Source organism: Pseudoxanthomonas mexicana (genome assembly GCF_010093385.1).
In the GTDB taxonomy this organism is placed as follows: domain Bacteria; phylum Pseudomonadota; class Gammaproteobacteria; order Xanthomonadales; family Xanthomonadaceae; genus Pseudoxanthomonas_A; species Pseudoxanthomonas_A mexicana.
Map to the genome: position 1 here is coordinate 1 of NZ_PDWV01000020.1, position 24,914 is coordinate 24,914.

Here is a 24,914-nt window from a genome sequence, read left to right on the forward strand (position 1 = left end):
GCCCGAATCCTGGACGGCCGCCGCATTGCCGAGAACCTGCTGGACGAACTGAAGGTCCGGGTGGACGCGCGGGTGGCGTCCGGCATGGCCCGGCCCGGGCTGGCGGTGGTGCTGGTGGGCGGCGACCCTGCCTCGGCCGTCTACGTCCGCAACAAGCGCAGGGCCGCGGAAAAGGTCGGCATTGAGGCCTTCGACTACGACCTGCCGGCGGGCACGTCCGAGGCGCAGCTGCTGGCTCTCATCGACGAGTTGAATGCCGATCCGAAGATCCACGGCATCCTCATCCAGCTGCCGCTGCCGGGCATTCCCGACGCCAGCCGCCTGATCGAGCGCATCGATCCGCGCAAGGACGTGGACGGCTTCCATCCGGCCAACGTCGGTCACCTGGCCCTGCGCCAGTTCGGCCTGCGGCCTTGCACGCCGCGCGGCATCACCACGCTGCTCGGCTACACCGACCAGCCGGTGCGCGGCCGCAACGCCACCATCGTCGGTGTCAGCAACCATGTCGGCCGTCCGATGGCGCTGGAACTGCTGATCGCCGGCTGCACGGTGACCAGCTGCCACAAGTTCACCCCGCGCGACGTGCTGCAGGCCCGCGTCGGCGATGCCGACATCCTGGTGGTCGCGGCGGGCAAGCCGGGCCTGATCCCCGGCGAATGGGTCAAGCCGGGCGCGGTGGTCATCGATGTCGGCATCAACCGGCTGGACGATGGCCGTCTGGTCGGCGATGTGGGATTCGATGCCGCCGCGCAGCGGGCCAGCTGGATCACCCCTGTGCCGGGCGGAGTAGGCCCGATGACGGTGGCCACGCTGATGCAGAACACCCTGGAAGCGGCCGAAGCCGGCATTTGAGGCGCGTCCCGGGCACGGGGAAAGCAGCGTTCCGCCCGCGGCGGACTCCGGAAGCCGCGCCGATCAGGGTATAATGCCGCGCTTCCCCAACTCTCCCGGGCCCGCCGATGCTGCGCATCCAGGCTGAAGCACTGACGTACGACGACGTCTCCCTCGTCCCCGCCCATTCCACCGTCCTGCCCAAGGATGTCAGCCTGGAGACGCGCCTCACGCGCGACCTTCGACTGAAGCTGCCGATCGTCTCGGCCGCCATGGATACCGTCACCGAGGCCCGCCTGGCCATCGCCATGGCCCAGTTGGGCGGCATCGGCATCCTGCACAAGAACCTGACCGTCGAACAGCAGGCCGCCGAAGTGGCCAAGGTCAAGAAGTTCGAGGCCGGCGTGATCAAGGAGCCCTTCACCGTCGGGCCCGAAACCACCATCGCCGAGGTGCTCAAGCTCACCCGTGCGCGCAACATCTCCGGCGTGCCGGTCGTCGACGGCGGCCAGCTGGTGGGCATCGTCACCAGCCGCGACATGCGCTTCGAGAAGAAGCTCGACGATCCGGTGCGCCACATCATGACCAAGAAGGATCGCCTGGTCACGGTGAAGGAGGGCGCCAGCGACGACGAAGTGCTGCAGCTGCTGCACAAGCACCGCATCGAGAAGGTGCTGGTGGTGAACGACGCCTTCGACCTGCGCGGCCTGATCACCGTCAAGGACATCCAGAAGAAGACCGACAACCCCAACGCCGCGAAGGACAGCGCCAGCCGCCTGGTCGTGGGCGCAGCCGTCGGCGTGGGCGGCGATACCGACCAGCGCGTCGAAGCCCTGGTGGCCGCCGGCGTGGACGTCATCATCGTCGACACCGCGCATGGCCACTCGCAGGGCGTGCTGGACCGCGTGGCCTGGGTCAAGAAGCGTTTCCCGCAGATCCAGGTGATCGGCGGCAACATCGTCACCGGCGATGCCGCGCTGGCGCTGATGGATGCCGGCGCAGACGCGGTGAAGGTCGGCGTGGGCCCGGGTTCGATCTGCACCACCCGCATGGTGGCCGGCGTGGGCGTGCCCCAGATCACCGCGATCGACATGGTGGCCGAAGCCCTGCAGGACCGCATTCCGCTGATCGCCGACGGCGGTATCCGCTATTCGGGCGATATCGGCAAGGCGATCGCCGCGGGCGCCTCGACGGTGATGATCGGCGGCCTGTTCGCCGGCACCGAAGAAGCGCCGGGCGAAGTCGAACTGTTCCAGGGCCGCAGCTACAAGAGCTACCGCGGCATGGGCAGCCTGGGCGCGATGGAGAAGGGGTCCAAGGACCGCTACTTCCAGGACGCCAGCGACGCCGACAAGCTGGTGCCGGAAGGCATCGAAGGCCGCGTGCCGTACCGCGGTTCGGTCGGCGGCATCATCCACCAGCTGGTCGGCGGTCTGCGCGCCACGATGGGCTATGTGGGGTGCGCCACCATCGAGGAGATGCGCGCCAAGCCGAAGTTCGTGGTCATCACCGGCGCCGGCCAGCGCGAGAGCCACGTGCACGACGTGCAGATCACCAAAGAGCCGCCGAATTACCGGATGGGGTGAGGCAGGCCGCTTGCGCGGCGCTGCCGCGCGGCCTGCCGAACGCCCGGCCATGGATGGCCGGGCCGGACGACCCGAAGCCGAGACGTCCCGCCACGGACGGCAGCGGCAACGTTTACCAAGCCATTAACGCCGCGAGCCCATGACGAACATCCACACCGACAAGATCCTCATCCTCGATTTCGGCGCGCAGTACACGCAGCTGATCGCCCGCCGCATCCGCGAGATCGGCGTCTACTGCGAAATCTGGGCGTGGGACCACGACCCGGAGGAGATCGCGAAGTTCGGCGCCAAGGGCATCATCCTGTCGGGCGGTCCGGAGTCCACCACGCAACATGGCGCCCCCAAAGCGCCGCAGCAGGTGTTCGACAGCGGCCTGCCGATCCTGGGCATCTGCTACGGCATGCAGACCCTGGCCGCGCAGCTGGGCGGCGCGACCGAAGCCGCCGACGCACGCGAGTTCGGCCACGCCGAGGTGCAACTGGTTGCGCATGACGCCCTGCTGGGTGGCCTCAGCGACCACCAGGGCGAGCCGCGCATCGATGTGTGGATGAGTCATGGCGACCATGTCGCCAAGGCGCCGCCGGGTTGGACGATCACCGCCACCACCGACCGCATCCCGGTTGCGGCGATGGCGTTGGAGGAGAAGCGCTGGTACGGCGTGCAGTTCCATCCGGAAGTGACGCACACCAAGCAGGGCCAGACGCTGCTGCGCCGCTTCGTCGCCGAGATCTGCGGCTGCCAGACACTGTGGACCGCCGCCAACATCATCGACGACCAGATCGCCCGCGTGCGTGAGCAGGTCGGTTCGGACGAGGTGATCCTGGGCCTGTCCGGCGGCGTGGATTCCTCCGTGGTCGCGGCGCTGCTGCACAAGGCCATCGGCGACCAGCTGACCTGCGTGTTCGTCGATACCGGCCTGCTGCGCTGGCAGGAAGGCGACCAGGTGATGGCGATGTTCGCCGAGCACATGGGCGTCAAGGTTGTGCGCGTCAACGCGGCGGACCGCTATTTCAAGGCGCTGGAAGGGGTCGCCGACCCGGAAGCCAAGCGCAAGATCATCGGCAACCTGTTCGTCGAGATCTTCGAGGAAGAATCGAACAAGCTGAAGAACGCCAAGTGGCTGGCGCAGGGCACGATCTATCCGGACGTGATCGAGTCGGCCGGCAGCAAGACCGGCAAGGCGCACGTCATCAAGAGCCACCACAATGTCGGCGGTCTGCCCGAGCACATGAAGCTGGGCCTGGTCGAACCGCTGCGCGAGCTGTTCAAGGATGAAGTGCGCCGCCTCGGCGTCGAGCTCGGCCTGCCGCGCACGATGGTCTATCGCCATCCGTTCCCGGGCCCGGGCCTGGGCGTGCGCATCCTGGGCGAAGTGAAGCCCGAGTATGCCGAGCTGCTGGCCAAGGCCGACGCGATCTTCATCGACGAACTGCGCAAGGCCGACCTGTACGACAGGACCTCGCAGGCGTTCGCGGTGTTCCTGCCGGTGAAGTCGGTCGGCGTGGTCGGCGATGCGCGCGCATACGAATGGGTCATCGCGCTGCGTGCGGTCGAGACGATCGACTTCATGACGGCGCACTGGGCGCACTTGCCGTACGACTTCCTCGGCACCGTGTCCAACCGCATCATCAACGAACTGCGCGGCATCTCGCGCGTGGTCTACGACATCTCGGGCAAGCCGCCGGCCACTATCGAGTGGGAGTGATTTTGCGTCTGGTACGCACTGGCAACTACGGGCAGTAAATGCCGCCTAAGTGGATGTTTTAGGTGGACATTTTGATTGTTCTTCCTGGTGCTGTCTGGCAGGTTCTGGCACCAGCAAGCAATTTCTCCTGATGGCATGGGCGATGGTAGTATCCCGCCTGATGTCATGATGTTGCCTCGATACCATGTGCGCTCGGCGGTTGTTTGCATGGTATTTAATTCTGATAAATTGTTGATTTTTAACGATTAAAGTGGGATTTTTTGGCAGTTCTTGATCATGGTATCCAGCCCGGACTCTGGAGCCTTGTCATGTTGACCGATACCAAGCTGCGCAACCTCAAGCCGAAGGACAAGCTGTACAAGGCCGTCGATCGTGACGGCCTCTATGTGGCCGTCACGCCGGCTGGTGCCATCTCTTTTCGCTACAACTACGCGATCAATGGCCGGCAGGAGACGATGACCTTCGGCCGCTACGGAGTTGGCGGCATCACCTTGGCAGAAGCGCGCGAGCGGCTTAATGAGGCCAAGAAGATGATCGCGGCGGGCAAGTCGCCGGCAAAGGAGAAGGCACGCGACAAGGCGCGTACCAAGGATGCCGAGACGTTCGGGGCATGGGCCGAGAAGTGGTTGCGCGGCTACCAGATGGCCGATTCCACCCGCGACATGCGCCGCTCCGTCTATGAGCGCGACCTCAAGACCAAGTTCGGCAACTGGAAGCTGACTGAGATCACCCACGAGGACTTGCGGGCATTGACCGATGCCATCGTCGGCCGCGGTGCGCCGGCGACGGCTGTGCATGTTCGGGAGATCGTATTGCAGGTCTATCGCTGGGCTATCGAGCGTGGTCAGAAGGTCGAGAACCCAGCCGAGCTGGTGCGCCCGACTTCCATCGCCAAATTCGAGCCGCGCGACCGTGCGTTGACGCCTGATGAAATCGGCTTGATGTACCAGTACATGGAGCGTATTGGCACGACGCCAACCATTCGGGCGGCGGTCAAATTGCTGCTTCTGACAATGGTGCGCAAGAGCGAGCTGACCGATGCGACCTGGGACGAAATCAATTTCAGCGAGGCGCTTTGGACGATCCCGAAAGAGCGGATGAAGCGACGCAACCCCCATCTGGTGTTTCTTTCCCGGCAGGCGCTGGATATCTTCATCGCGCTGAAAACCTTTGCCGGTGGCTCGAACTATGTGTTTCCGGGGCGCTACGATGCCGACGTGCAGATGAGCAGTGCCACGCTCAATCGCGTGCTGACGCTGACCTATCGGCTGGCGCAAAAAGAGGGGAGGCCTCTTGCAAACTTCGGACCGCATGATTTGCGGCGCACGGCCAGCACGCTACTTCACGAAGCCGGCTACAACACCGATTGGATCGAGAAGTGCCTCGCCCACGAGCAACGGGGTGTCAGGGCGGTTTACAACAAGGCTGAATATCGCGAGCAACGCACGGCCATGTTGCAAGACTGGGCGGACATGATCGACGAGTGGACGCTCAAGTCACGTTTGTCGGCGTGAATTTTGATGCAAACTAATTGTACGATTTGGTTGACGAAAGAAAATGAGATGGGAAACCGGGGAGAATGGGTAGTTGGCGGGCGTCCTCCGGGATCGACGCAAGCGCCTTGAACACAGCTTGGCGCTTGATGCTCAGCTTTCGCGCTATGTCTGACTGACTCATGCCGTACCGGTGCAGAATCACCATTTGCTTCTTCCGATCCGTCACTTTGTTGTCCACCATCCATCGCGCATGGTGGCGCAGTTCGGCCTCGTCCGCAGGCTGAAAGCCATACTTGCGGACATAGTGAAAGACGTAGCTGTCGATAAGCGCGTCGCCTGACTGCGCTTGGCCTGCTTGCATTTTTGTGGATTGCAGGCCAAGTCTGGCTAGTTCCTGATCGAACTGCGCCAGTGACCGTTTGGCCCTTCGATATGCGGGATTCCATTCGCCGGTTGGCAATCTTGGCCGGTGTTCAGGACAGTACAGGTTGCTTAGTCTCAGTATGTCTTCCGGGTCATTTGCCTTTGGTGCCTCGCTTCCATTGCCGAATAGAGTCAGTTCGGCCATTGCCCCGCAAAATCGGCAAAACCCCCGAGTGCGCCCACTCTTCAAATTCGTGTCGCGAATCTTCGACTTTGTTGGTCGCTTGCGGGCACAGGCGCTGACCAACTCAATCAATGTTTCGAGCGTTGCGACAAACTGCTTTTCGCGCGCAGACCACCGGTTGTTCGTGAGCGTGAAAGCGCGCAGTAGCTGCCGTTGCAGCCGAGCCATTGCGTTGAACCCGATCAGTCGTGCGATCTCGCTGAGTGGCTTCACGTCTGGCCCGACACCCGGTACATGGCCCAAATAGCGCAAGGGAAGGGTGGCTGCATAGGCGGTCACAACGGGATCAATCAGTTCCTTCAACAATCGGACGCTGTGCTTGTCCGTTGAAGATGCCCGCCAACGACCTTGGAATCGCCCTATGGCTTCCGAAATGGCTGGACAGCAGCCTTCCCAGATCGGGATTGAAGGATTCCTCATGTCAACCATTTTAGCCAACTAATACGCCGACGCAACTGGCATCACGGGGCACCATCAGGCACGTCTAAAGTGGCTGAAGGAAACACGGCATGCTGGCAACAACGAACAGGACGCTCATCAACCGCAAGAAACTGTTGGCGATGATCCCGCTGGCAGAGCGCACGATTTACAACATGGAGCAGCGCGGAGAGTTTCCCCGTCGCATCGTGCTCACCAGCAGAAACGTCGCATGGGATCTGGCGGAGGTTGAAGCATGGGTTGATGCCCGCAGGTTGTCGGGTGTCCAAGCCATACGCCCCGGAGTCGGGCACTGAGCTGCTAGTTCGTGCTCATCGCGCCGAACACCAGCCGGGCTGAGCGCATCGACTGCGAGGTTGCCTTGCGGCTCGCATCAGGCCGCTGTCAGCAAGGCTATTTCTTCATAGCGGACATCTTTGGTGCCTCGCCGAAAGATGATATTGCCAGCATGGAGTATCCATTGTTCGCGTTGAAGGCTGGCGACAAGCGGGTGCGTACCTACGAACGCAATGGCAACACCGTGACTGTGATGCCCGGGTCTTGTGGCTGCGCCACCATCCACGACAAAGACCTGTGGATTTACTGCATCAGCCAGTTGATGGATGCCAGGAACCGGGGCCGCGTCATCGCGCCGACCGTGCGCTTTACCGCCTATGACTTCCTGATCGCAACGGGACGTGGTGCCAGCGGTCGGGCTTACGAACGCATGGAAGACATGCTGCGCCGCCTGAAAGGCACGGTGGTCGAAACCAACATCGAGACTAATGGGCAGCGTGAACGACGTGGCTTTGGCTTGATCGACAGTTGGCGGGTGGTCGAGAAGTCTCCCGTCGATGATCGAATGGTAGCCGTCGAGGTGGATTTGCCACGCTGGCTCTTCCGTTCGGTGGATGCTGGGAAAGTGTTAACGCTATCGGATGACTATTGGGGTCTGCGCAAGGCGTTGGATCGCCGCATCTACGAGTTGGTGTAATGACCCAGTGATTTCCTGCTCAGGTGTAACCTTTTCAAGGAGACACCGATGAGCGCGGTAATGGAAGAAGAGATCAAACGTTGGACAGCACGGCGGAAGTCGGCGCTGGTGTTGGAGATCATCCAGGGCAAGACCACTGTGTCGGAGGCGAGTCGCCAGTTCGACTTGCCGCCATCAGAGATCGAGAGCTGGGTCGATGACGGGAAGCGCGGGATGGAGAACGCGCTGCGTGCCAAGCCGGAGGACGTGCGCGAGCAGTATGAGCGGCAGCTCAAGGATCTGCAGGAGGCGTATGGCGAGGCGATGCTGGAGCTACGTGCACGAAAAAAATTGGCGTCCCTGCTGGGCAAGGACGAGACCTGATGGTCACGATCCAGCAGGGACTGCGCAATGACGGCGTGGCGGTCTCGATGTCGCAGTTGTGCCGCTGGTTCGACGTGCCGCGTCGGACGGTTTACTACCGGCCAGTGAGAACTGCACCGGCGGCGCGGCCGGGGCTGGCCGGCCCGATCAAGCAACTGATCGAGGCCGAACCTTCGTTTGGCTATCGCACGGTCGCCGGATGGCTGGGCATGAACAAGAACACGGTGCAACGGATCTTCCAGTTGATGGGCTGGCAGGTGCGCAAACGCGCTGTGGGTATGCGTCCCCGCATCCAAGCACTGCCCTCGGTGGCCTCGGCGCCGAACCAGCGTTGGGCGACCGATCTGTGCCGGATCTGGGGCGGCCGTGATGGTTGGCTCACATTGGCGCTGGTGATCGACTGCCACACCCGCCAACTGCTGGGATGGCATCTGTCGCGAACCGGCCGTGCGACGACGGCAGCAGCGGCTTTGGAGCAGGCGTTGATCACGCGCTTCGGTACGCTCGGCCGCGTTCCCGAACCGTTCCTGCTGCGCTCGGATAACGGACTGGTCTTCACCAGCCGCCACTACACGCGCCTAGTGCGCAGCTACGGATTGCGGCAGGAATTCATCACCCCGCACTGTCCACAGCAGAACGGCATGGTCGAACGCGTCATCCGGACACTGAAGGAGCAATGCGCACACCGGCACCGCTTCGAAAGCCAACAGCATGCGATGCGCGTGATCGGCGACTGGATCCAGTTCTACAACCACCGGCGGCCGCATCAGGCGCTGGGCATGAAGACACCCGCCGAGGCATACGCTTTAGCGGCCTAACCTGTGCAGGAAGTGCTGGGTCATTACATTGGCCCGCAAGCATTGCGGTTCGCAATCGCGTTGGCGCGTCTCGATGACGGTTCTGCACCAAAAGAGCGGCAGCATGGCGTCGCTGCGTCGATTCCGCTTTGACGTGAAAACGTTGGCGGAGAGTGGTGGGTTGCCAGACTACCTGATGGCCTTCGATGTGGAACGGGACGTGGTGACAATCTATGCCATCGGCCCCAAGGGCCGGAGGGCGGAGGCCTGCGACATTCAGACCGGACGGCCACATGCCACGCTGACGGCTCACAAGAGGGTTGTCGCGAGGAAGCCCAAGAGGCAGCTCTGACCTGTGGATAGCCACGTGCTTTCAGGAACGCTTTCTGTGGATAGCCACGTGCTTTTAGGAACACCAGACACGTGCTTTCAGGAACGGTCACTTCGTGCTTTCAGGAACGCAACCACCCCTCAAACCCTTGCGGCACAAGGCTTTCAAAAAGTGTAACGCGCGCGCGCTTTAACTGCTTTTTTAACTTTAAAAGCTCTTTAACGCATTGCGGCTGTGGACAACATGGACAGCGCGCAGCATTTGGGCTGGCTGAACTTTCGTGGAAGCGGTGTTTTTTAGGCAACTTTATGCAAAACAAGGCAATTCAGCGGTTAATCGACGGCCGCAAGCGCAATTTTGCGCAAGAGAGCGCAATTCAATGCAATTGGCTGAAAAGAAAGAACCTCTTGCATTCAATTGCACTACTTTGCGTCGTAAGTGACGGCAAGATGTGTGTTGTACCGGTACGGGCTGCGCCCGCACCTGTCCACCACCGCCCCTTACTCGCCTTCGGTTCGACGGAATCTTGCTCTGCGAGGCTGACCGTCGCTGCCGCGACCAAGCCCTAAGCCGAACGAGCCAAGCGATGCCAAAGCTGCCCCAGCGCCCCCCGAAAGAGCCGGCCGCCCTGCCTCCCAAGGTGCGGGGTGGGCGGCCGCGTGGGCGGCGCATAGAGGTGTGGGTGACACCAGAGGAAGAAGCGACCATTGCCGACCTGGCTGCACAGGCCGGCTTGTCCAACTCGGGCTACCTGCGAGCGGTAGGCCTTAACCAGCCGGTGCGGTCAGCGGTTGACCTGAAAGCGGTGGCCGACCTCGGGCACGTCAACGGCGACCTTGGCCGGGTGGCGGGCCTGCTGAAACTCTGGCTGGCCGAGAAACGCGGGCAGGGCGCACGTCCAGTGGAGGTCGAAAGCCTCATGATCGAGTTCCGCGCCCTGCAAACCCGCGTCCTGGACGTCATGGGGCGCGTGGTGCGTGGTGATTGAACGTGGTGGCTCTGACACTTGGGTGCGCTTCACCTTGCGGCTACAGTCCCATCGCGCAGGCTCGCCTGCTTCCACAGCCGCCGTTCAAGCCTTGAAGTTCGGAGAGCGTTGATGAGCACCAAACCAAAAAGCTACATGACCGAAGAAGACCGCACGCGGCGGCGAGCTGGCGGCATGTCGGAGAACGCGATCTTGATGGCGGAATCCCGTGCTGCCGACCACGCCGGTGATGAAGAAGCCGCATGGGCATGGCTGGCACTGGCCGAGCTGCCTGCGCACTCGTTGGCCTTCCTCAAAGGTCAGTTCGGTGCGCAGTTCATACGGGATCGTGGGTTCAGGACGGAGGACGCTGATGCGGCTTATGGGTCCGATTCACGCGATCCGGCCTAAAGCACCCTCGTACAGGTAGCCGAAATCCCGCTCCCGCCTAAGTTCGGGCCAGTGGCTTGCAAGACTGCGTAAGTGGTTGAAGGGTAAACTTGACCCAACTTTGGAAAACTTCGCCGCGCGACACCAAGCGAGCCGCCTGACATGAACCAACCCGATAGCGAAATTCTCACGCTGGATGAAGGGGCGGTCTACCTCAAGGCAGGGAAGAAGACCGTGTACCGGCTGGCCCAGCAGGGGGAGATCCCGGGATTCAAGCTGGGCGGGACTGGCGGTTTCGTCGCAGCGAACTGGATCGCTGGATTGCCGCGCAGATAGCCGAGAAAACGCAGGACAAGACATGAGCACCCAGCAGAACAGCAGCCAGGCGGCATCGTTTAGAGAGAGGGCTGCACGCCCATGAACGCCGTAGAAATCGAACAAGCCATCACCGACCTCGCGGAGCAGCCGTTCGACGGTGCAGAGTTCCCCTATGCCTTTCTTGAGGCGTTCGGCAACAAGGCGACGACCATCAAGCGCCTGCGCGCGGGGGCGTCGAACAAATCCGACGTGGGCGGTGTTCTCCAGACCAGCAACATCCACATTCTGACCTGCGACGCGGGACAGGTGACGCAGACGCTGGCCGCCCTCAAGGCCAGTCCGGCGACGGCCAAGGCCAAGGCGAAGTTCATCCTCGCCACAGACGGCGCGGACTTCGAGGCCGAAGACCTGATCAGCGGCGAGACCGTTGCCTGCGCCTTCAAGGACTTTCCCGATCACTTCGGCTTCTTCCTGCCACTAGCCGGCATCAGCACCGTCCGTCAGATCAGCGAAAACGCCTTCGACATCCGGGCCACCAGTCGCCTGAACCGCCTTTACGTTGAACTGCTGAAAGACAACCCAGAATGGGGCACAGCGGAGCGTCGTCATGACATGAACAAATTCATGGCGCGGCTGATCTTCTGTTTCTTCGCCGAGGACACCGACATCTTCGTCGGCAAGGGGCGCTTCACCGAAACCGTCGCGCAGATGAGCGCCAAGGACTCGTCGAACACGCACGAAGTCATCGCCACGCTGTTCCGCGCCATGAACACCAAGCGCGAGGACCGGGCCGCTGCCAAGATTCCCCGTTGGGCTGAAGATTTCCCCTACGTCAACGGGCAGTTGTTCTCCGGCGGCGAAGAGGTGCCTCGATTTAGCAAGATCGCACGGTCTTACCTGTTGCACGTTGGCGGGTTGGACTGGACCAAGATCAACCCTGACATTTTCGGTTCGATGATCCAAGCCGTCGCCGAGGACGAGGAGCGCGGCGAACTGGGGATGCACTACACGAGCGTTCCCAACATCCTGAAGGTACTGAACCCGCTGTTCCTCGACGACCTGCGTTCCAAGCTGGAAGAGGCGGGCGACAACCCTCGCGTGTTGCTGAACCTGCGCAAGCGCATGGCCAGGATCAGGGTCTTCGATCCTGCCTGCGGTTCGGGAAACTTCCTTGTCATCGCCTACAAGGAGATGCGCGCTATCGAGGCCGAGATCAACCGGCGACGTGGTGAGCCCGATCGCGCATCAGAAATCCCGCTCACCAACTTTCGCGGGATCGAGCTGCGCGACTTCCCGGCGGAGATCGCCCGCCTTGCGCTGGTCATCGCCGAATATCAGTGTGACGTACTGTACCGGGGGCAAAAGCTGGCACTGGCCGAGTTCCTACCCCTACGCAACGAAAACTGGATTACCTGCGGCAATGCGCTGCGACTCGACTGGTTGAGCGTTTGCCCGCCGACCGGAACCGGCGTGAAGGTGAAGGCCGATGACTTGTTCGGCTCGCCGCTCGACCAGGCTGAGATAGATTTTGAGAACGAAGGTGGCGAGACGTACATCTGCGGCAACCCGCCGTACTTAGGCTTCACTTGGCAAACACCAGAGCAGAAGTCCGATTTGGAAGCGCTATTCCGAAGTCGCACGCGAAGCTGGAAGTCACTCGATTATGTTGCGGGCTGGTTCATCAAGGCTGCGGACTACGGCATGCAAACCAACGCCGTCGCGGCGTTCGTGGCGACGAATTCCATTTGCCAAGGCGAGCAGGTGCCCATTCTTTGGCCGTTAATTTTCCAAACGGGGCATGAGATTGCCTTTGCCCATACGAGCTTCAAGTGGGCGAATCTCGCCACTCACAACGCGGGAGTGACCGTCGTCATCGTCGGTATCTCCAACCGAGCCGAAAAAATCCGTCGTCTTTTCACTGTTGGCGACGGTGGCGCTGTCATCGCCAAGGATGCAGAGCATATCAACGCTTATCTTGTGCCCGGTCCAAATGTCATTGTTGAGGCGATCTCTCGCCCCCCTCAAGACAGGGCTGCAATGGTGTGGGGCAACAAACCGTCCGACGGCGGAAATCTACTCTTGTCGATGCAAGAGGCAAATGAGGCAGTAGCCCGTGAGCCTTTCTTGTCTAATTTGATCTTCGACTTCGTCGGCTCGCAGGAGTTCGTCAAGGGTTTTGTGAGAAGGTGCCTTTGGATTGAAGATTCAGACGTTGAGAGGGTGGAATCATCGTCCTTTGTTCAAAGACGCTTGCAAGCTGTACGTGCAATGCGCGCAGCGAGCGATGCCGAATCAACACGGGCGTACGCCGAGCGACCACATCGCTTTCGCCAGATTCAGGGGCGAGGCAATGACTACTCAATTGTTGTTCCGAAGGTCACATCGGAGTCGCGCCCTTACCTTCCAGTTGGACTTCTATCTTCACACTCGATCATCTCGGACAACGCCTTTGCCTTGTATGACGCCGCCCTCTGGAACATCGCCCTCATTGCGTCACGGTTGCACATGATTTGGGTCAAGACTGTTTGTGGGCAGCTAGAGACGCGATTGCGGTACTCGAACACTATGGGTTGGAACGCCTTTCCAATCCCGGCACTGACCGACAAGAACAAGGCAGACCTGACACGCTGTGCCGAGGACATCCTGCTGGCGCGCGAACGTCATTTCCCGGCCACTATCGCCGACCTCTACGATCCTGAGAAGATGCCTGCCGATCTGCGTGCCGCGCATGATCGCAATGACGAAGTGCTGGAGCGCATCTACATCGGTCGGCGCTTCAAGAACGACACCGAGCGGCTGGAAAAGCTGTTTGACCTCTATACCAAGATGACGGCTGAGGCCGTGAAGGTGGCCCCGGCGAAGAAGGTCGTGAGGAGGAAGGCATGAGCCGCCCCGATCCCGTTCAGCCGGCATATGATTTTTCTTCCGCCTTAGATCCCGTTGTCCTGCTTCGAGGTGGGGCGGAAGTGTGCATACGCGATGACCACTTTTCCGGTGAGGCTGAGCTGTTGCTGCGCTTTGCACCTGCTCCGCGTGTGGTCTTCCATGCAAAGACCCCGATGACCGGGGGGCAGGAATTTCCTTTCTTCTTCGACGATTCGATTGAGTCATCGTTTTCGTTCAATGGTCAAAAGATTGTTGGGTTCAAGGGGCGCTGGAAGGCAAATGCTGACGCTTTGGAATTGGATTGGCACCCTGAATCCGAGCCAGTGGTGCTGTGCGACATGCAGTCGAAAACTTCAGTTGCTGCGATCTTTCACCTGTTCAATTTTCCAGATTTCCGAGGAGGCCAGCATCAGGGAGTTGCCCCTCTTGGATGTGCTTTATTGGTGCTGGAATCTGAAGAATGGAAAATTTCCCTTCAGGAGCTCCCCGAGGATGCTACACGCGCCGCTTGGAATCGGATCAAGAACGAAGGCGGCTGTTTCCTGACTCATGTAGTGAAGATGGAGCGCAAGGATGGTGAGCCGTTTTGCGGTGAAGATGCCAGCGAGCAATGTTTTCTGCTTGCCAACTTTCTTTCGTTCGTCAAGGGCGGGCGATGCTGGCCCGTATGTGGTGTGGGTTTCGATGCAGTAGGCGAGATGACTTGGGCGACGTTTGCTTCCCCACGCATCAGTAATCCACCTTATACGTGGTTCAACCCATTCAAGGCGAGTCAGGCTGAACACCTGTTCCCGTTGTTCGCAAAGCGCTGGCAGCAGTCGGAGGAATGGAAGGACTGTCTGCGCTCGGCCATCTACTGGTATGCGCAGGCCAACACGAGTGGCGGCTCGCCGGGGATCGATGCGGCCATCATTCTGGCGCAGTCTGCCTTGGAACGATTGGCACATCACTACCTAGTCGTTGACAAGAAGATGATCTCGCCAGAAGGGCTTGATCGGTTAAAGGCGTCTGATCGCTTGCGACTATTGTTTTCCAGTTTGAATATTCCTCTCGATATTGGTGTGTCGACGCCTGAAATTCAGAAGGTTGCACCAGGCTTCAAGTGGGTGGATGCGCCACATGCGATGACAGACATTCGTAACGAGTTGGTTCATCCGGCCAGCAAGAAGCAGGTTTCCAATTGCTTCTTTGACGCATGGAGGTTGAGCCTCTGGTACTTGGAGTTGTCTTTGCTGGCTTTGTGCAGTTACGACGATACCTATACCAGTCGGTTGACGGCGAAGTACGCGACCCAATCAGAGAAAGTACCGTGGGAAAAGAAAGCATGAGCGACAAGATCAAGCCGGTACCGTCTGTTTCAGTCACGTATGTCCGTAACGGCGCGTCGACCAAGGCCAATGCGCTTGGGATGCGGCCCATGCAGGAGCGGGCCTACGAGAAGCGGGGCGAGCAATACCTGCTCATCAAATCGCCACCCGCATCGGGCAAGAGCCGTGCGTTGATGTTCGTGGCACTCGACAAGCTCAAGAACCAGGGCATCAAGCAGGCCATCATCGTCGTGCCCGAGAAGTCCATTGGCGCCAGCTTCAACGACGAGTCGCTGTCGAAGTACGGCTTCTGGTCCGACTGGCAGGTCGAACCCAAGTGGAACCTGTGCAACGCGCCAGGCAACGATAACGGCGGCAAGGTCAAGGCGCTGGGCGCATTCCTTGAATGCGACGACAAGGTGCTGGTCTGCACCCATGCAACCTTCCGCTTCGCGGTCGATGCCTATGGCGTGGAGGCGTTCGACGACCGCCTGATCGCGGTCGATGAGTTCCACCATGTTTCAGCCAACCCGGACAACAAACTCGGCTTGCACCTGGGGCAGTTCTTCGCGCGGGGCAAGACGCACATCGTTGCCATGACCGGCTCCTACTTCCGTGGCGACGCCGAGGCCGTGCTCGCACCGCAGGACGAGTCGAAGTTCGATACCGTCACCTACACCTACTACGAGCAGCTCAACGGCTACGAGTACCTCAAGCAACTCGACATCGGCTACTTCTTCTACAGCGGGCCTTACGTTGATGACATCCTCAATGTCCTCGATCCCGCCGAGAAAACCATCATCCACATCCCCAACGTCAATTCGCGCGAGAGCACGAAAGACAAGATGCGGGAAGTGGAGCACATCATCGAGGCGCTGGGGGAGTGGCAAGGCATCGACGCCGCCACCGGCTTCCAGCTCGTCAAGCGTCCCGATGGCCGGGTGCTGCGGATTGCTGATCTCGTCGATGACGATGCCGCCAAGCGCGACCGCGTGTCCGCGTCACTCAAAGACCCGGCACAGAAGAACAACCGCGACCATGTGGACATCATCATCGCGTTGGGCATGGCGAAGGAGGGCTTCGACTGGATTTGGTGCGAACACGCCCTGACCGTGGGTTACCGCGCCAGCCTGACGGAGATCGTGCAGATCATCGGCCGTGCAACCCGCGACGCGCCCGGCAAGACCCGCGCGAGGTTCACCAACCTGATCGCGGAGCCCGACGCGGCCGAGGAAGCTGTCACCGAGGCCGTCAACGATACGTTGAAGGCCATCGCAGCCAGCCTGCTGATGGAGCAGGTTCTTGCTCCGCGCTTCGAGTTCAAGCCCAAGAACCCCGACAGCGGCCCAACGCCGGGATTTAACTACGGCGAGGGTGGCTACGTCGCGGACCGTTGCAATGTCGGTGTCAATGAGCAGACAGGGGCTTACCAGATCGAGATCAAGGGCCTCGCCGAGCCCAAGAGCAGGGAAGCGGCGCGAATCTGTCAGGAAGACCTGAACGAAGTCATCGCGGCCTTCGTGCAGGACAAGCCCACCATCGAGCGCGGCCTGTTCGATGAGGAGTTGGTGCCCGAGGAGCTGACGCAGGTTCGCATGGGCAAGATCATCAAGGACAAGTATCCCGAGCTTGACGCCGAAGATCAGGAAGCCGTGCGCCAGCACGCCATCGCGGCCCTGAACCTCACGCAGCAGGCCAAGCGGCTTGTCACCGAAGGCGAGAGCGATGGGTCGCCCAACACCGCGCTGATCGACGGCGTGCGCCGCTTCGCGATGGACGTGCGCGAGTTGGACATCGACCTGATCGACCGCATCAACCCCTTCGGCGAAGCCTACGCCATCCTTGCCAAGACCATGAGCGAGGACAGCTTGAAGCAGGTCGCGGCGGCCATCTCGGCCAAGCGCACGAGCCTGACGCCGGACGAGGCGAAGGAGATGGCCGTTCGGGCTGTCCAGTTCAAGAAGGAACGCGGCCGCATTCCGGCGCTCGATTCCCAGGATGCCTGGGAGCGACGCATGGCCGAAGGCGCGGCCGCCTTTATGCGCTTCAAGGCGGAGGGACGCTATGAGTAAGTCCGATCTTGACGAACTCGCTGCGGAGCTTGCCGAGTTCGCACCGCCTGAGAAGAAGGCCGGGCGGCCGGCCAGCGAGGAGCGTGTCATCGCTGGCTTCGAGGAAATCCAACGCTTCACAGAGCAGCACGGGCGTGCGCCGCAGCACGGTGAGGATCGCGACATATTCGAGCGCCTATACGCCGTGCGCCTGGACCGATTGCGTGCGCTCCCGGACTGCCGCGCCCTGCTGGAGCCGCTGGATCATCAGGGCTTGCTTGCCGCCGCGCCAGCCGCTGCCGCTCTGGCGGAGGAAAACATCGACATCGACGACCTGGCCGCCGAGCTGGCGGGCGTGGCCGACGCGGACGACATCACGGTCCTGCGCCATGTCCGCACCAGCGCCGACAAGCGCGCCGCCGAGGAGATCGCGGATCGCAAGCTGTGCGAGGACTTCGAGGCGTTCAAGCCACTGTTCGAGCGCGTAGGGACGGAAGTCAAGACCGGCTTGCGCCAGTCCCAGCCCATAGAGGCGGGCCGCCGCGCGATTGAGGCCGGGGCCTTTTTCGTTCTCGATGGAATCACGCTCTACGTCGCAGAGGTCGGCGAACCGCTGAAAACCACCGCCGGGGAAGTGGACCGCCGCCTGCGCCTCATCTTCTCCAACGGCACCGAAAGCAATCTGCTGCTGCGCTCGCTCCAGCGCGCTTTCTACAACGACCCCGCCGCGCGACGGCTGGCCTCGCCCGAGAGTGGGCAACTCTCCTTCGGTGGGGAGCTTGAGGCCGATGATGTCGAAAGCGGCACCATCTACGTCCTGCGCTCCCTCTCCGATCATCCCTATGTCGCGCAGCACCGCGACATCATCCACAAGATGGGCGTGACCGGCGGCAGGGTGGAGACGCGCATTGCCAACGCCGAGCACGACTCCACCTACCTGCTGGCGAAGGTCGAAGTGGTAGCGACCTACAAGCTCGCGGGCATCAACCGCACCCGGATGGAAAACCTGTTCCACAGGCTGTTCGCGCCCGCGCGGTTGAACATCACCATCAATGACCGCTTCGGTCACCCCGTGCAGCCTGAGGAATGGTTTCTCGTTCCGCTGTTCGTGATCGACGAGGCCGTCGCGCGCATCAAGGATGGCAGCATCACCGGCTACGTTTACGACCCCAAGGCTGCGAAGCTGGTGAAGGTGACGTAGATCGAACTCACCTCCGCCGCCCCGTTCGTCTGAAATTAGCCAAAGATTGGAGCAATTATGAAGCTGAAGAGGGAAGCCAAGACGCTGAAGGCCAAGGCTATAGCTTCGTTAAAGCGTGGGTTGGAGGCATTCAATAACCACGACGACGATGGGAGGCCGGAAACAGTCCTTCTTATGCTTCAGCACGCGAGCGAAATGTTGGCTAAGGCGTTGTTGGTTCAGAAGGGGCAGGACGTCTTTGACAAAGAAAAGGGAACCTCGATTGGTATCGAGAAGGCGTTGAACATTGCTCAGTCCAAAGGGTGGATGAGCGCATCACAAGCTGGGGCTATCCGAGTCGTCGACGCGCTGCGTGACCAAGCCCAGCACTGGATGATCGTGGTTCCCGAAGACGCTCTCTACATCAACGCGAGGGCGTTGATAACGGTGTTGGATGAAATCCTGACAGCGCACTTCCAGGACACGATCGCAGATAACCTTCCGGTACGGGTTCTGCCTCTGTCTACCCAACCGCTGCCTGATTTCTTAATGCTGGTGAATCGGGAATACGCACAGATTAGAGACCTGCTTGCTCCGGGCCGAAGGGCGAGAGACGAGGCTAGAGGCCGAATCACGGCACTCCTGGCGATGGAAGCCCATGTCAGTGAAGAGGTTGCAGTTTCCAAACGAGATCTGGATCGAATTGAAGAGGCGATCAAAGACGACACTCCCGTGGAGCAGGTATTTCCACGATTGATGACCCTAGCAACGAACATTGAAGGAGACGGTCCGACGATTCGAGTCCGAATCACCCGAGCCGCAGACGCTCCAGCGGTTCGCTTCGTGTCGGGTGATGACCCAGAGGGTGCGGCGGCTATCCGCGACGTAGATCTCCAGAAAAAATACCACTGGAGTCCGAGTGCGTTGGCGGAAAAGCTGGGGTTGACAATCAATAAGGCCAAGGCTGTCCGCGACTTCCTGCGTATAGACGAAGATCAAGCCAACGTCATGGTGTTTGAGTTCGGGTCTCAAAAACACCCGAGGTATTCCGACAACGCACTGCGCGTGCTTCGGGAAGCTATCACCCCGGAATTGGTCGAGGAAGCATGGCAGGCACGCCCGCGGGGTCGCGGGAGATAGCCTTGTTGCGCAATGTTCGTTTTCGGCAAGGCCGTCGCGCGCTTGATTTGCCCTGGCCGCAGGCCAAATGAACGCCAAGAGGAAAGAGAATGACGAAGCTGCACCAGGACAACCAAACCGAGCCATGTTTCATAACCGACGGCCCGCCGTCCAATGACCTGCCGCCCCCTCCACACCGGACCATGAACCTGCCGCAAATCCTGGCGGGCCTCACCAATGAAGAGTTGGCGGGGTGGCCCGGCGACTTGGCCGACGCCGAGCGGGAGAAGCGGCGCAAGGCCGGAGGTTGGACCGCATCCGATGGTGGCTAACTCAATCTGCCTTGGCGTCACATGGTATTTATCATGGCATTAGGAAAATGGACATAAGTAACATGTTGATGTGAAAAGATATTTTTCTCTTGATGACAATCGAGTGGGAGTGATGGCCGGTCTGGACGACGAGCAGTGGATGCGCCACGCCTTCGCGCTGGCGGACCGGGCCGAGCGCGAATTCGATGAGATCCCGGTAGGCGCCGTCCTGGTCGGTGCCGACCGACAGGTGCTGGGCGAGGGCTGGAACCGCAACATCGCCGACCATGACCCCACGGCCCACGCCGAGATCGTCGCCATGCGCGAGGCGGGGCGGGTGCTGGGCAACCATCGCCTGGTGGGCTGCACCCTCTACGTGACGCTGGAGCCCTGCGCCATGTGCGCGATGGCGCTGGTGCACGCGCGGGTCGCGCGCGTGGTGTATGGCGCCTCCGATCCGAAGACGGGCGCGTGCGGCAGCGTGTTCGACCTGATCGCCGACCCCCGGCACAACCATCGCGTCGAGGTCGTCGGGGGCGTGTTGGGCGACGAAGCCGGGCGCCGCCTGACCAACTACTTTCGCGCCAAGCGCGGCCGCCCGTTGGTCTAGCCGGTCGACGGGGGCGCCTTGCGCTTCACCTTGCGGTGGTCCATCTCTTCGTTGATGGCGGTCACCGCCAGCGTGGATTCGCGCGCCAGCAGCAGGCTGGCCGCCAGCATCGCGACAACGCCGACCGCGGCCAACCAGGTGGGGACTGAACCGAGCCGGTGGCCGGTGAATGTATCCACTGCGACCGCCAGGCTGGTGCCGACGAAGCAGCTGATGGCACCGTACAACAGCTGGCCCGCGCGCAGGATGATCAGGCTGCGCTGACGCTGCAGGGCGATGCGCTTTTCCAGCAGCGAGCGTTCCGACTCTTCTTCCACGTCCGCCAGTTCGCGCAAGAGGGTGCGTGCGCGGTCGATGATGCGTGCCAGGCGGTTGTTGGCGGAAAGCAGCAGCGAGGCGGTCGCCGTCCGGAAGAACGCCGGGGCCAGCATCGCGGTGAGCACGGGGTGGTCGGGGGAAGGAGTCATGGGCCGGTCGCGGGGAAGGTCTGCGTATGATGACATGATGCGGTTCGTCCGCATTCCCGGCGTGGATTCCCGGGCTCTTCTTCCGTCACGGACCGCTGCATGACCTCGCACAACGCGCATAACGACCGCCTGATCTGGATCGACCTGGAAATGACCGGGCTCGATACCGACCGCGATTCCATCCTCGAAATCGCCACGGTGGTCACCGATTCCAGGTTGAACGTGCTGGCCGAAGGGCCGGAATTCGCCATCGCCCACCCGGTGGCCGTGCTGGAGGCCATGGACGACTGGAACCGCAACCAGCATGGCAAGTCGGGCCTGTGGACGCGGGTGGTGGAGAGCGGGGTGACGCTGGGCCAGGCCGAGGCGCAGACGGTCGCATTCCTCGCCGAATGGGTGCCGGCCGGCGCCTCGCCGATGTGCGGCAATTCGATCTGCCAGGACCGCCGTTTCCTGCACCGGCTGATGCCGCGGCTTGAGAAGTACTTCCACTACCGCAACCTGGATGTCAGTCCCCTCAAGGAACTGGCCCGCCGCTGGGCGCCGCAGGTGCTGGAGGGCGTGCGCAAGCAGGCCAGCCACACTGCCCTGAGCGACGTGCGCGACTCGATCGAGGAACTTCGCCACTACCGTAGGCACCTGGCGGCACTGGCCGGCGAATGACGTAGCGTGCGCCGTGCGCACGACCCTGCGGAACCACCCATCGTCGCGCGTCCCGCGCCCGGCGCACGTTACGTGGCAGGCTTGGCTACGTCGCCGTCGTCGGCGACGCCCCTGGTGATGATGTCGGTCAGCGGCGTGCCGTCGCCGTTGTGGTGGTACACGTGCAGGTCGCGCTGCGGGTACGGGATGTTCAGGCCGTTGCCGATGATCTCGGTGCGCACGGCTTCGGTGAGATCGCTCCTGGTCTCGCCGAAATCCTTGGTCTTCGTCCAGGCGAGCAGGATGAGGTCGACGCTGCTTTCGCTCAGCTTGCTGACGATCACGCTGGGCGCCGGTTCGTCCAGCACCAACGGGTGATCGTTCGCCAGTTTCAGCAGGACGGCCTTGGCCTGCTTGAGGTCGTCGTCGTAGCCCACGCCCACGGGGATGTCGATCCGGCGGTGCGGCTTGGCGGGGAAATTGATGATCGGTGCGGTGGTGATCAGGCTGTTGGGCAGCACGATCAGGCGGGTGGCGAGCGTGCGCATCCGGGTCTGGAAAATGCGGACCTCCTCGATGATGCCCTCCAGTCCGGCCGCCTGCACGTAGTCGCCGTCGCGGAACGGACGCAGCACGATCAGCATCACGCCCGAGGCGATGTTGGACAGCGAGTCCTTCAGGGCCAGGCCCACCGCCAGGCCGGCGGCGCCCAGTACGGCCAGCAGCGAGGTGGGATTCACGCCCAGCGACGTGAGCGCGGTGATGATCACCAGCACCATCATCGCGGCGTAGCTGGCGCGACGCAGGAAACCGCCCAGCGTGGCGTCCGCGTGGGTACGTCCCAGCACGCGTTCCAGGCCGGCGCTCAGGCGCTTGGCCAGCCACATGCCGACCAGGAAGATGACGACGGCGGCCAGCAGCTTCAGGCCCCAGGTCTCCAGCAACTGCAGCCAGTCGATGCCGCGCAGTTCCTGCATGAAGGCGGCGGGCTCGGTGGGGATGTCGGGCAGGACGGGCGGAGTCTTGGCAGGGGTGGACATCGGGCTTCCGGAAATGAAGCACGCCCCGTCAGGGGCGTGCAGTGGCATGCGGTGATGGTAACCGCCTTCGCGTGAAGGCGGTTGCGTGCGACGTCAGCCGGCCTTGGTCTTCGCCAGGCGCAGCCAGGTGTCGACCACCGTATCGGGATTCAGCGACACCGATTCGATGCCCTCGGCCATCAGCCATTCCGCCAGGTCCGGGTGGTCGCTGGGGCCCTGACCGCAGATGCCGATGTACTTGCCCTTGGCGCGCGCGGCCTTGATGGCCATCGACAGCATCTTCTTGACGGCCGGATTCCGTTCGTCGAACAGGTTGGCGACGATGGACGAGTCGCGGTCCAGTCCCAGGGTCAGCTGGGTCAGGTCGTTCGATCCGATCGAGAAGCCGTCGAAGATGTCGAGAAATTCCTCGGCGAGCAGCGCGTTCGACGGCACTTCGCACATCATGATGATCTTGAGTCCGTTCTCGCCCTGGCGCAGGCCGTGCTTGGCCAGCACGTCGATGACCTTGCGGCCTTCCTCCAGCGTGCGTACGAACGGGATCATTACCCACAGGTTGTCCAGCCCCATCTCGTCGCGCACGCGGCGCACGGCTTGGCATTCCAGCGCGAAGGCGGGTTCGAACGACGGGTCGACGTAGCGGCTGGCGCCGCGGAAGCCGATCATCGGGTTCTCTTCGTGCGGCTCATAGCGGCTGCCGCCGATCAGGTTGGCGTATTCGTTGGACTTGAAGTCCGACAGGCGCACGATGACGGGATTCGGTGCGACCGAAGCGGTGATGGTGGCGATGCCTTCGGCCAGGCGGTCCACATAGAAACTCACCGGATCGGCGTAGCCAGCGGTCTTGGCATCGATCTTCCTGCGCACGTCCGGCTCCTGGCGGTCATACTCCAGCAGGGCGAGCGGATGCACGCCGATGTGGCTGGCGATGATCATTTCCAGGCGCGCCAGGCCGATGCCGGCATTGGGCAGCTGGCCGAAGTCGAACGCCCGCTCCGGGTTGGCCACGTTCATCATGATCTTCAGCGGCGCCGCCGGCATGGCGGCCAGATCGGTGGTGGTGCGCTCGAAGGGCAGGGCGCCAGCGTAGATGAAGCCGGTATCGCCTTCGGCGCAGCTCACGGTCACTTCGGTGCCGTCAGTGATGTGGTCCAGCGCGTTGCCGGTGCCGACCACCGCCGGCACGCCCAGTTCGCGCGCGATGATGGCGGCGTGGCACGTACGGCCGCCGCGGTTGGTGACGATGGCGCTGGCACGCTTCATCACCGGTTCCCAGTCGGGATCGGTCATGTCGGCCACCAGCACGTCGCCGGGCTGCACGCGGTTCATGTCGTCCAGCGAGCGCACCACGCGGGCCACGCCACTGCCGATCTTCTGGCCGATGGCACGGCCTTCGGCGACCACCTGGCCCCGCTTCTCCAGCGCATAGCGCTCGATCTGCGTGGCCTTGGCACGCGACTTCACCGTCTCCGGACGCGCCTGCACGATGAACAGCCTGCCCGTCACGCCATCCTTCGCCCATTCGATGTCCATGGGACGGCCGTAGTGCTGTTCGATGACCAGCGCCTGTTTCGCCAGTTCGTGCACGTCGGCATCGGTGATGGAGAACGTGTTGCGGAGTTCCGCGGGCGTGTCCTCGGTGCGCACGCGCTCGCCCGGCACGTCCGAATACACCATGCGCAGCGCCTTGCTGCCCAGCGAACGGCGCAGGATCGCCGGCTTGCCCTGCTTGAGGGTGGGCTTGTAGACGTAGAACTCGTCCGGGTTCACCGCGCCCTGCACGACCATCTCGCCCAGGCCGAAGCTGGAGGTGACGAACACCACGTCGCGGAAGCCGGATTCGGTGTCCAGCGTGAACAGCACGCCGGACGCGCCCACGCCCGAGCGCACCATCAGCTGCACGCCGGCGGACAGGAACACGTCCTCGTGCTTGAACCCGTGGTGCACGCGGTAGGCGATGGCACGGTCGTTGTAGAGGCTGGCGAAGACTTCCTTGACCTTGTGCACGACATCGTCGGCACCGGTGACGTTGAGGAACGTCTCCTGCTGGCCGGCGAAGCTGGCATCGGGCAGGTCTTCGGCTGTCGCGGAGGAACGCACGGCCACGGCCACGTCGCCGCCGCCGTTCTCGGCGCAGAGCTTCGCGTAGGCGCTACGGATGTCGGCATCCAGATCCGGCTGCAGGGGCGCGTCTATCACCCAGCCGCGGATTTCCTTGCCGGCCGCGGTCAGGGCGGGCACGTCTTCCACGTCCAGCGTGGCGAGCTTGTCGAAGATGCGCTTGGAGAGGTCGTTGTGCGCGATGAACGCCTTGAACGCCTCGGCCGTGGTCGCGTAGCCGCCGGGCACCGAGACGCCCAGGTTGGCCAGGTGGCCGATCATCTCGCCCAGCGACGAATTCTTGCCGCCCACGCGGGCCAGGTCGGCCAGGCGCAGCTCGTGCAGCCACAGGATGTTCTCGTTCAAGCGCATTGCTCCGAAATGGACCGCACCGCGCCG

At 62.1% G+C, this 24,914-nt stretch carries 23 protein-coding genes and 1 pseudogene; 20 read left to right on the forward strand and 4 right to left on the reverse strand.

From position 1 onward, the window contains the following. From folD to CSC76_RS08990, 4 genes are all read left to right on the forward strand, one after another. Nucleotides 1-852: bifunctional methylenetetrahydrofolate dehydrogenase/methenyltetrahydrofolate cyclohydrolase FolD (gene folD / locus CSC76_RS08975; protein WP_162109693.1), on the forward strand; the 852-nt coding region annotated here is incomplete at its 5' end. Between the two features lie 107 nt (nucleotides 853-959). After that, nucleotides 960-2,417, forward strand: coding sequence for an IMP dehydrogenase (gene guaB, locus CSC76_RS08980; RefSeq protein WP_162109694.1), 1,458 nt, complete (start codon nucleotides 960-962; stop codon nucleotides 2,415-2,417). 139 nt (nucleotides 2,418-2,556) lie between these two features. Beyond that, a complete protein-coding gene (gene guaA / locus CSC76_RS08985) occupies nucleotides 2,557-4,122 on the forward strand; it encodes a glutamine-hydrolyzing GMP synthase (protein WP_162109695.1) in 1,566 nt (521 codons plus the stop codon). A gap of 308 nt (nucleotides 4,123-4,430) precedes the next feature. Continuing rightward, nucleotides 4,431-5,636, forward strand: a complete 1,206-nt coding sequence (locus CSC76_RS08990) for a tyrosine-type recombinase/integrase (protein WP_162109696.1) — start codon at nucleotides 4,431-4,433, stop codon at nucleotides 5,634-5,636. A 13-nt stretch (nucleotides 5,637-5,649) separates the two neighbouring features. On the opposite strand, the gene CSC76_RS08995 is transcribed toward CSC76_RS08990, so the two are convergent. After that, a complete protein-coding gene (locus tag CSC76_RS08995; protein ID WP_162109754.1) occupies nucleotides 5,650-6,654 on the reverse strand; it encodes a LuxR family transcriptional regulator in 1,005 nt (334 codons plus the stop codon). 80 nt (nucleotides 6,655-6,734) lie between these two features. On the opposite strand from CSC76_RS08995, the gene CSC76_RS09000 reads away from it, so the two are divergent. The 15 genes and pseudogenes from CSC76_RS09000 (at nucleotide 6,735) to tadA (ending at nucleotide 20,266) form a co-directional block, all read left to right on the forward strand. Further along, nucleotides 6,735-6,959 (forward strand): helix-turn-helix transcriptional regulator, encoded by a 225-nt coding sequence (locus CSC76_RS09000; RefSeq protein WP_162109697.1) that lies wholly within the window; start codon nucleotides 6,735-6,737, stop codon nucleotides 6,957-6,959. Between the two features lie 11 nt (nucleotides 6,960-6,970). Beyond that, nucleotides 6,971-7,636, forward strand: coding sequence for a replication initiator protein A (locus CSC76_RS09005; protein WP_202923505.1), 666 nt, complete (start codon nucleotides 6,971-6,973; stop codon nucleotides 7,634-7,636). A 48-nt stretch (nucleotides 7,637-7,684) separates the two neighbouring features. Further along, entirely contained in the window at nucleotides 7,685-7,999 is a 315-nt protein-coding gene (locus CSC76_RS09010; RefSeq protein WP_104937861.1) for a DUF1153 domain-containing protein, read from the forward strand. Beyond that, complete coding sequence (locus CSC76_RS09015; RefSeq protein ID WP_162109698.1) at nucleotides 7,999-8,817, forward strand: IS3 family transposase; 819 nt, start codon at nucleotides 7,999-8,001, stop codon at nucleotides 8,815-8,817. The genes CSC76_RS09010 and CSC76_RS09015 overlap by 1 nt, the downstream gene beginning before the upstream one ends. A 28-nt stretch (nucleotides 8,818-8,845) precedes the next feature. Continuing rightward, on the forward strand, nucleotides 8,846-9,148 hold the full coding sequence (locus CSC76_RS09020; protein WP_202923506.1) for a replication initiator protein A: 303 nt from the start codon (nucleotides 8,846-8,848) through the stop codon (nucleotides 9,146-9,148). A 565-nt stretch (nucleotides 9,149-9,713) separates the two neighbouring features. Further along, a complete protein-coding gene (locus tag CSC76_RS09025; RefSeq protein WP_162109699.1) occupies nucleotides 9,714-10,115 on the forward strand; it encodes a plasmid mobilization protein in 402 nt (133 codons plus the stop codon). Nucleotides 10,116-10,226: 111 nt separating this feature from the next. Further along, nucleotides 10,227-10,505, forward strand: a complete 279-nt coding sequence (locus CSC76_RS09030; RefSeq protein ID WP_104938956.1) for a hypothetical protein — start codon at nucleotides 10,227-10,229, stop codon at nucleotides 10,503-10,505. A gap of 141 nt (nucleotides 10,506-10,646) precedes the next feature. Continuing rightward, nucleotides 10,647-10,846, forward strand: a pseudogene (locus tag CSC76_RS09035) (helix-turn-helix domain-containing protein). Between the two features lie 55 nt (nucleotides 10,847-10,901). Further along, nucleotides 10,902-13,688, forward strand: coding sequence for a class I SAM-dependent DNA methyltransferase (locus CSC76_RS09040; RefSeq protein WP_162109700.1), 2,787 nt, complete (start codon nucleotides 10,902-10,904; stop codon nucleotides 13,686-13,688). Then, nucleotides 13,685-15,016, forward strand: a complete 1,332-nt coding sequence (locus tag CSC76_RS09045; protein WP_162109701.1) for a YopA family protein — start codon at nucleotides 13,685-13,687, stop codon at nucleotides 15,014-15,016. The genes CSC76_RS09040 and CSC76_RS09045 overlap by 4 nt, the downstream gene beginning before the upstream one ends. Further along, entirely contained in the window at nucleotides 15,013-17,067 is a 2,055-nt protein-coding gene (locus CSC76_RS09050) for a DEAD/DEAH box helicase (protein ID WP_162109702.1), read from the forward strand. Before CSC76_RS09045 ends, CSC76_RS09050 begins: the two co-directional genes overlap by 4 nt. Beyond that, nucleotides 17,060-18,247 (forward strand): GIY-YIG nuclease family protein, encoded by a 1,188-nt coding sequence (locus tag CSC76_RS09055; RefSeq protein WP_162109703.1) that lies wholly within the window; start codon nucleotides 17,060-17,062, stop codon nucleotides 18,245-18,247. Before CSC76_RS09050 ends, CSC76_RS09055 begins: the two co-directional genes overlap by 8 nt. 57 nt (nucleotides 18,248-18,304) lie before the next feature. Next, entirely contained in the window at nucleotides 18,305-19,366 is a 1,062-nt protein-coding gene (locus CSC76_RS09060) for a hypothetical protein (RefSeq protein ID WP_033945626.1), read from the forward strand. A gap of 89 nt (nucleotides 19,367-19,455) precedes the next feature. Beyond that, the gene (locus CSC76_RS09065) at nucleotides 19,456-19,677 is read left to right on the forward strand and encodes a hypothetical protein (protein WP_017997809.1); all 222 of its coding nucleotides are present in this window, start codon (nucleotides 19,456-19,458) and stop codon (nucleotides 19,675-19,677) included. Between the two features lie 112 nt (nucleotides 19,678-19,789). Next, nucleotides 19,790-20,266, forward strand: a complete 477-nt coding sequence (gene tadA / locus CSC76_RS09070) for a tRNA adenosine(34) deaminase TadA (protein ID WP_162109704.1) — start codon at nucleotides 19,790-19,792, stop codon at nucleotides 20,264-20,266. On the opposite strand, the gene CSC76_RS09075 is transcribed toward tadA, so the two are convergent. After that, nucleotides 20,263-20,733: a DUF2721 domain-containing protein gene (locus tag CSC76_RS09075; protein WP_162109705.1), complete on the reverse strand. Its 471-nt coding sequence runs from the start codon at nucleotides 20,731-20,733 to the stop codon at nucleotides 20,263-20,265. The two genes, tadA and CSC76_RS09075, sit on opposite strands and share 4 nt — an antisense overlap. Nucleotides 20,734-20,832: 99 nt before the next feature. Between CSC76_RS09075 and orn the strand changes: the two genes are divergently transcribed. Next, entirely contained in the window at nucleotides 20,833-21,396 is a 564-nt protein-coding gene (orn, locus tag CSC76_RS09080) for an oligoribonuclease (protein ID WP_162109706.1), read from the forward strand. Nucleotides 21,397-21,464: 68 nt separating this feature from the next. Here orn and CSC76_RS09085 read toward each other — a convergent pair whose 3' ends face one another. Further along, complete coding sequence (locus tag CSC76_RS09085; RefSeq protein ID WP_162109707.1) at nucleotides 21,465-22,415, reverse strand: mechanosensitive ion channel family protein; 951 nt, start codon at nucleotides 22,413-22,415, stop codon at nucleotides 21,465-21,467. A 93-nt stretch (nucleotides 22,416-22,508) separates the two neighbouring features. Continuing rightward, nucleotides 22,509-24,881, reverse strand: a complete 2,373-nt coding sequence (ppsA, locus tag CSC76_RS09090) for a phosphoenolpyruvate synthase (RefSeq protein WP_162109708.1) — start codon at nucleotides 24,879-24,881, stop codon at nucleotides 22,509-22,511. Between the last annotated feature and the right edge of the window lie 33 nt (nucleotides 24,882-24,914).

Coding starts and splice junctions, on each gene's coding strand:
- guaB (WP_162109694.1), top strand. CDS start 960: ATGCTGCGCATCCAGGCTGAAGCACTGACGTACGACGACGTCTCCCTC.
- guaA (WP_162109695.1), top strand. CDS start 2,557: ATGACGAACATCCACACCGACAAGATCCTCATCCTCGATTTCGGCGCG.
- CSC76_RS08990 (WP_162109696.1), top strand. CDS start 4,431: ATGTTGACCGATACCAAGCTGCGCAACCTCAAGCCGAAGGACAAGCTG.
- CSC76_RS08995 (WP_162109754.1), bottom strand. CDS start 6,654: ATGGTTGACATGAGGAATCCTTCAATCCCGATCTGGGAAGGCTGCTGT.
- CSC76_RS09000 (WP_162109697.1), top strand. CDS start 6,735: ATGCTGGCAACAACGAACAGGACGCTCATCAACCGCAAGAAACTGTTG.
- CSC76_RS09010 (WP_104937861.1), top strand. CDS start 7,685: ATGAGCGCGGTAATGGAAGAAGAGATCAAACGTTGGACAGCACGGCGG.
- CSC76_RS09015 (WP_162109698.1), top strand. CDS start 7,999: ATGGTCACGATCCAGCAGGGACTGCGCAATGACGGCGTGGCGGTCTCG.
- CSC76_RS09025 (WP_162109699.1), top strand. CDS start 9,714: ATGCCAAAGCTGCCCCAGCGCCCCCCGAAAGAGCCGGCCGCCCTGCCT.
- CSC76_RS09030 (WP_104938956.1), top strand. CDS start 10,227: ATGAGCACCAAACCAAAAAGCTACATGACCGAAGAAGACCGCACGCGG.
- CSC76_RS09040 (WP_162109700.1), top strand. CDS start 10,902: ATGAACGCCGTAGAAATCGAACAAGCCATCACCGACCTCGCGGAGCAG.
- CSC76_RS09045 (WP_162109701.1), top strand. CDS start 13,685: ATGAGCCGCCCCGATCCCGTTCAGCCGGCATATGATTTTTCTTCCGCC.
- CSC76_RS09050 (WP_162109702.1), top strand. CDS start 15,013: ATGAGCGACAAGATCAAGCCGGTACCGTCTGTTTCAGTCACGTATGTC.
- CSC76_RS09055 (WP_162109703.1), top strand. CDS start 17,060: ATGAGTAAGTCCGATCTTGACGAACTCGCTGCGGAGCTTGCCGAGTTC.
- CSC76_RS09060 (WP_033945626.1), top strand. CDS start 18,305: ATGAAGCTGAAGAGGGAAGCCAAGACGCTGAAGGCCAAGGCTATAGCT.
- CSC76_RS09065 (WP_017997809.1), top strand. CDS start 19,456: ATGACGAAGCTGCACCAGGACAACCAAACCGAGCCATGTTTCATAACC.
- tadA (WP_162109704.1), top strand. CDS start 19,790: ATGGCCGGTCTGGACGACGAGCAGTGGATGCGCCACGCCTTCGCGCTG.
- CSC76_RS09075 (WP_162109705.1), bottom strand. CDS start 20,733: ATGACTCCTTCCCCCGACCACCCCGTGCTCACCGCGATGCTGGCCCCG.
- orn (WP_162109706.1), top strand. CDS start 20,833: ATGACCTCGCACAACGCGCATAACGACCGCCTGATCTGGATCGACCTG.
- CSC76_RS09085 (WP_162109707.1), bottom strand. CDS start 22,415: ATGTCCACCCCTGCCAAGACTCCGCCCGTCCTGCCCGACATCCCCACC.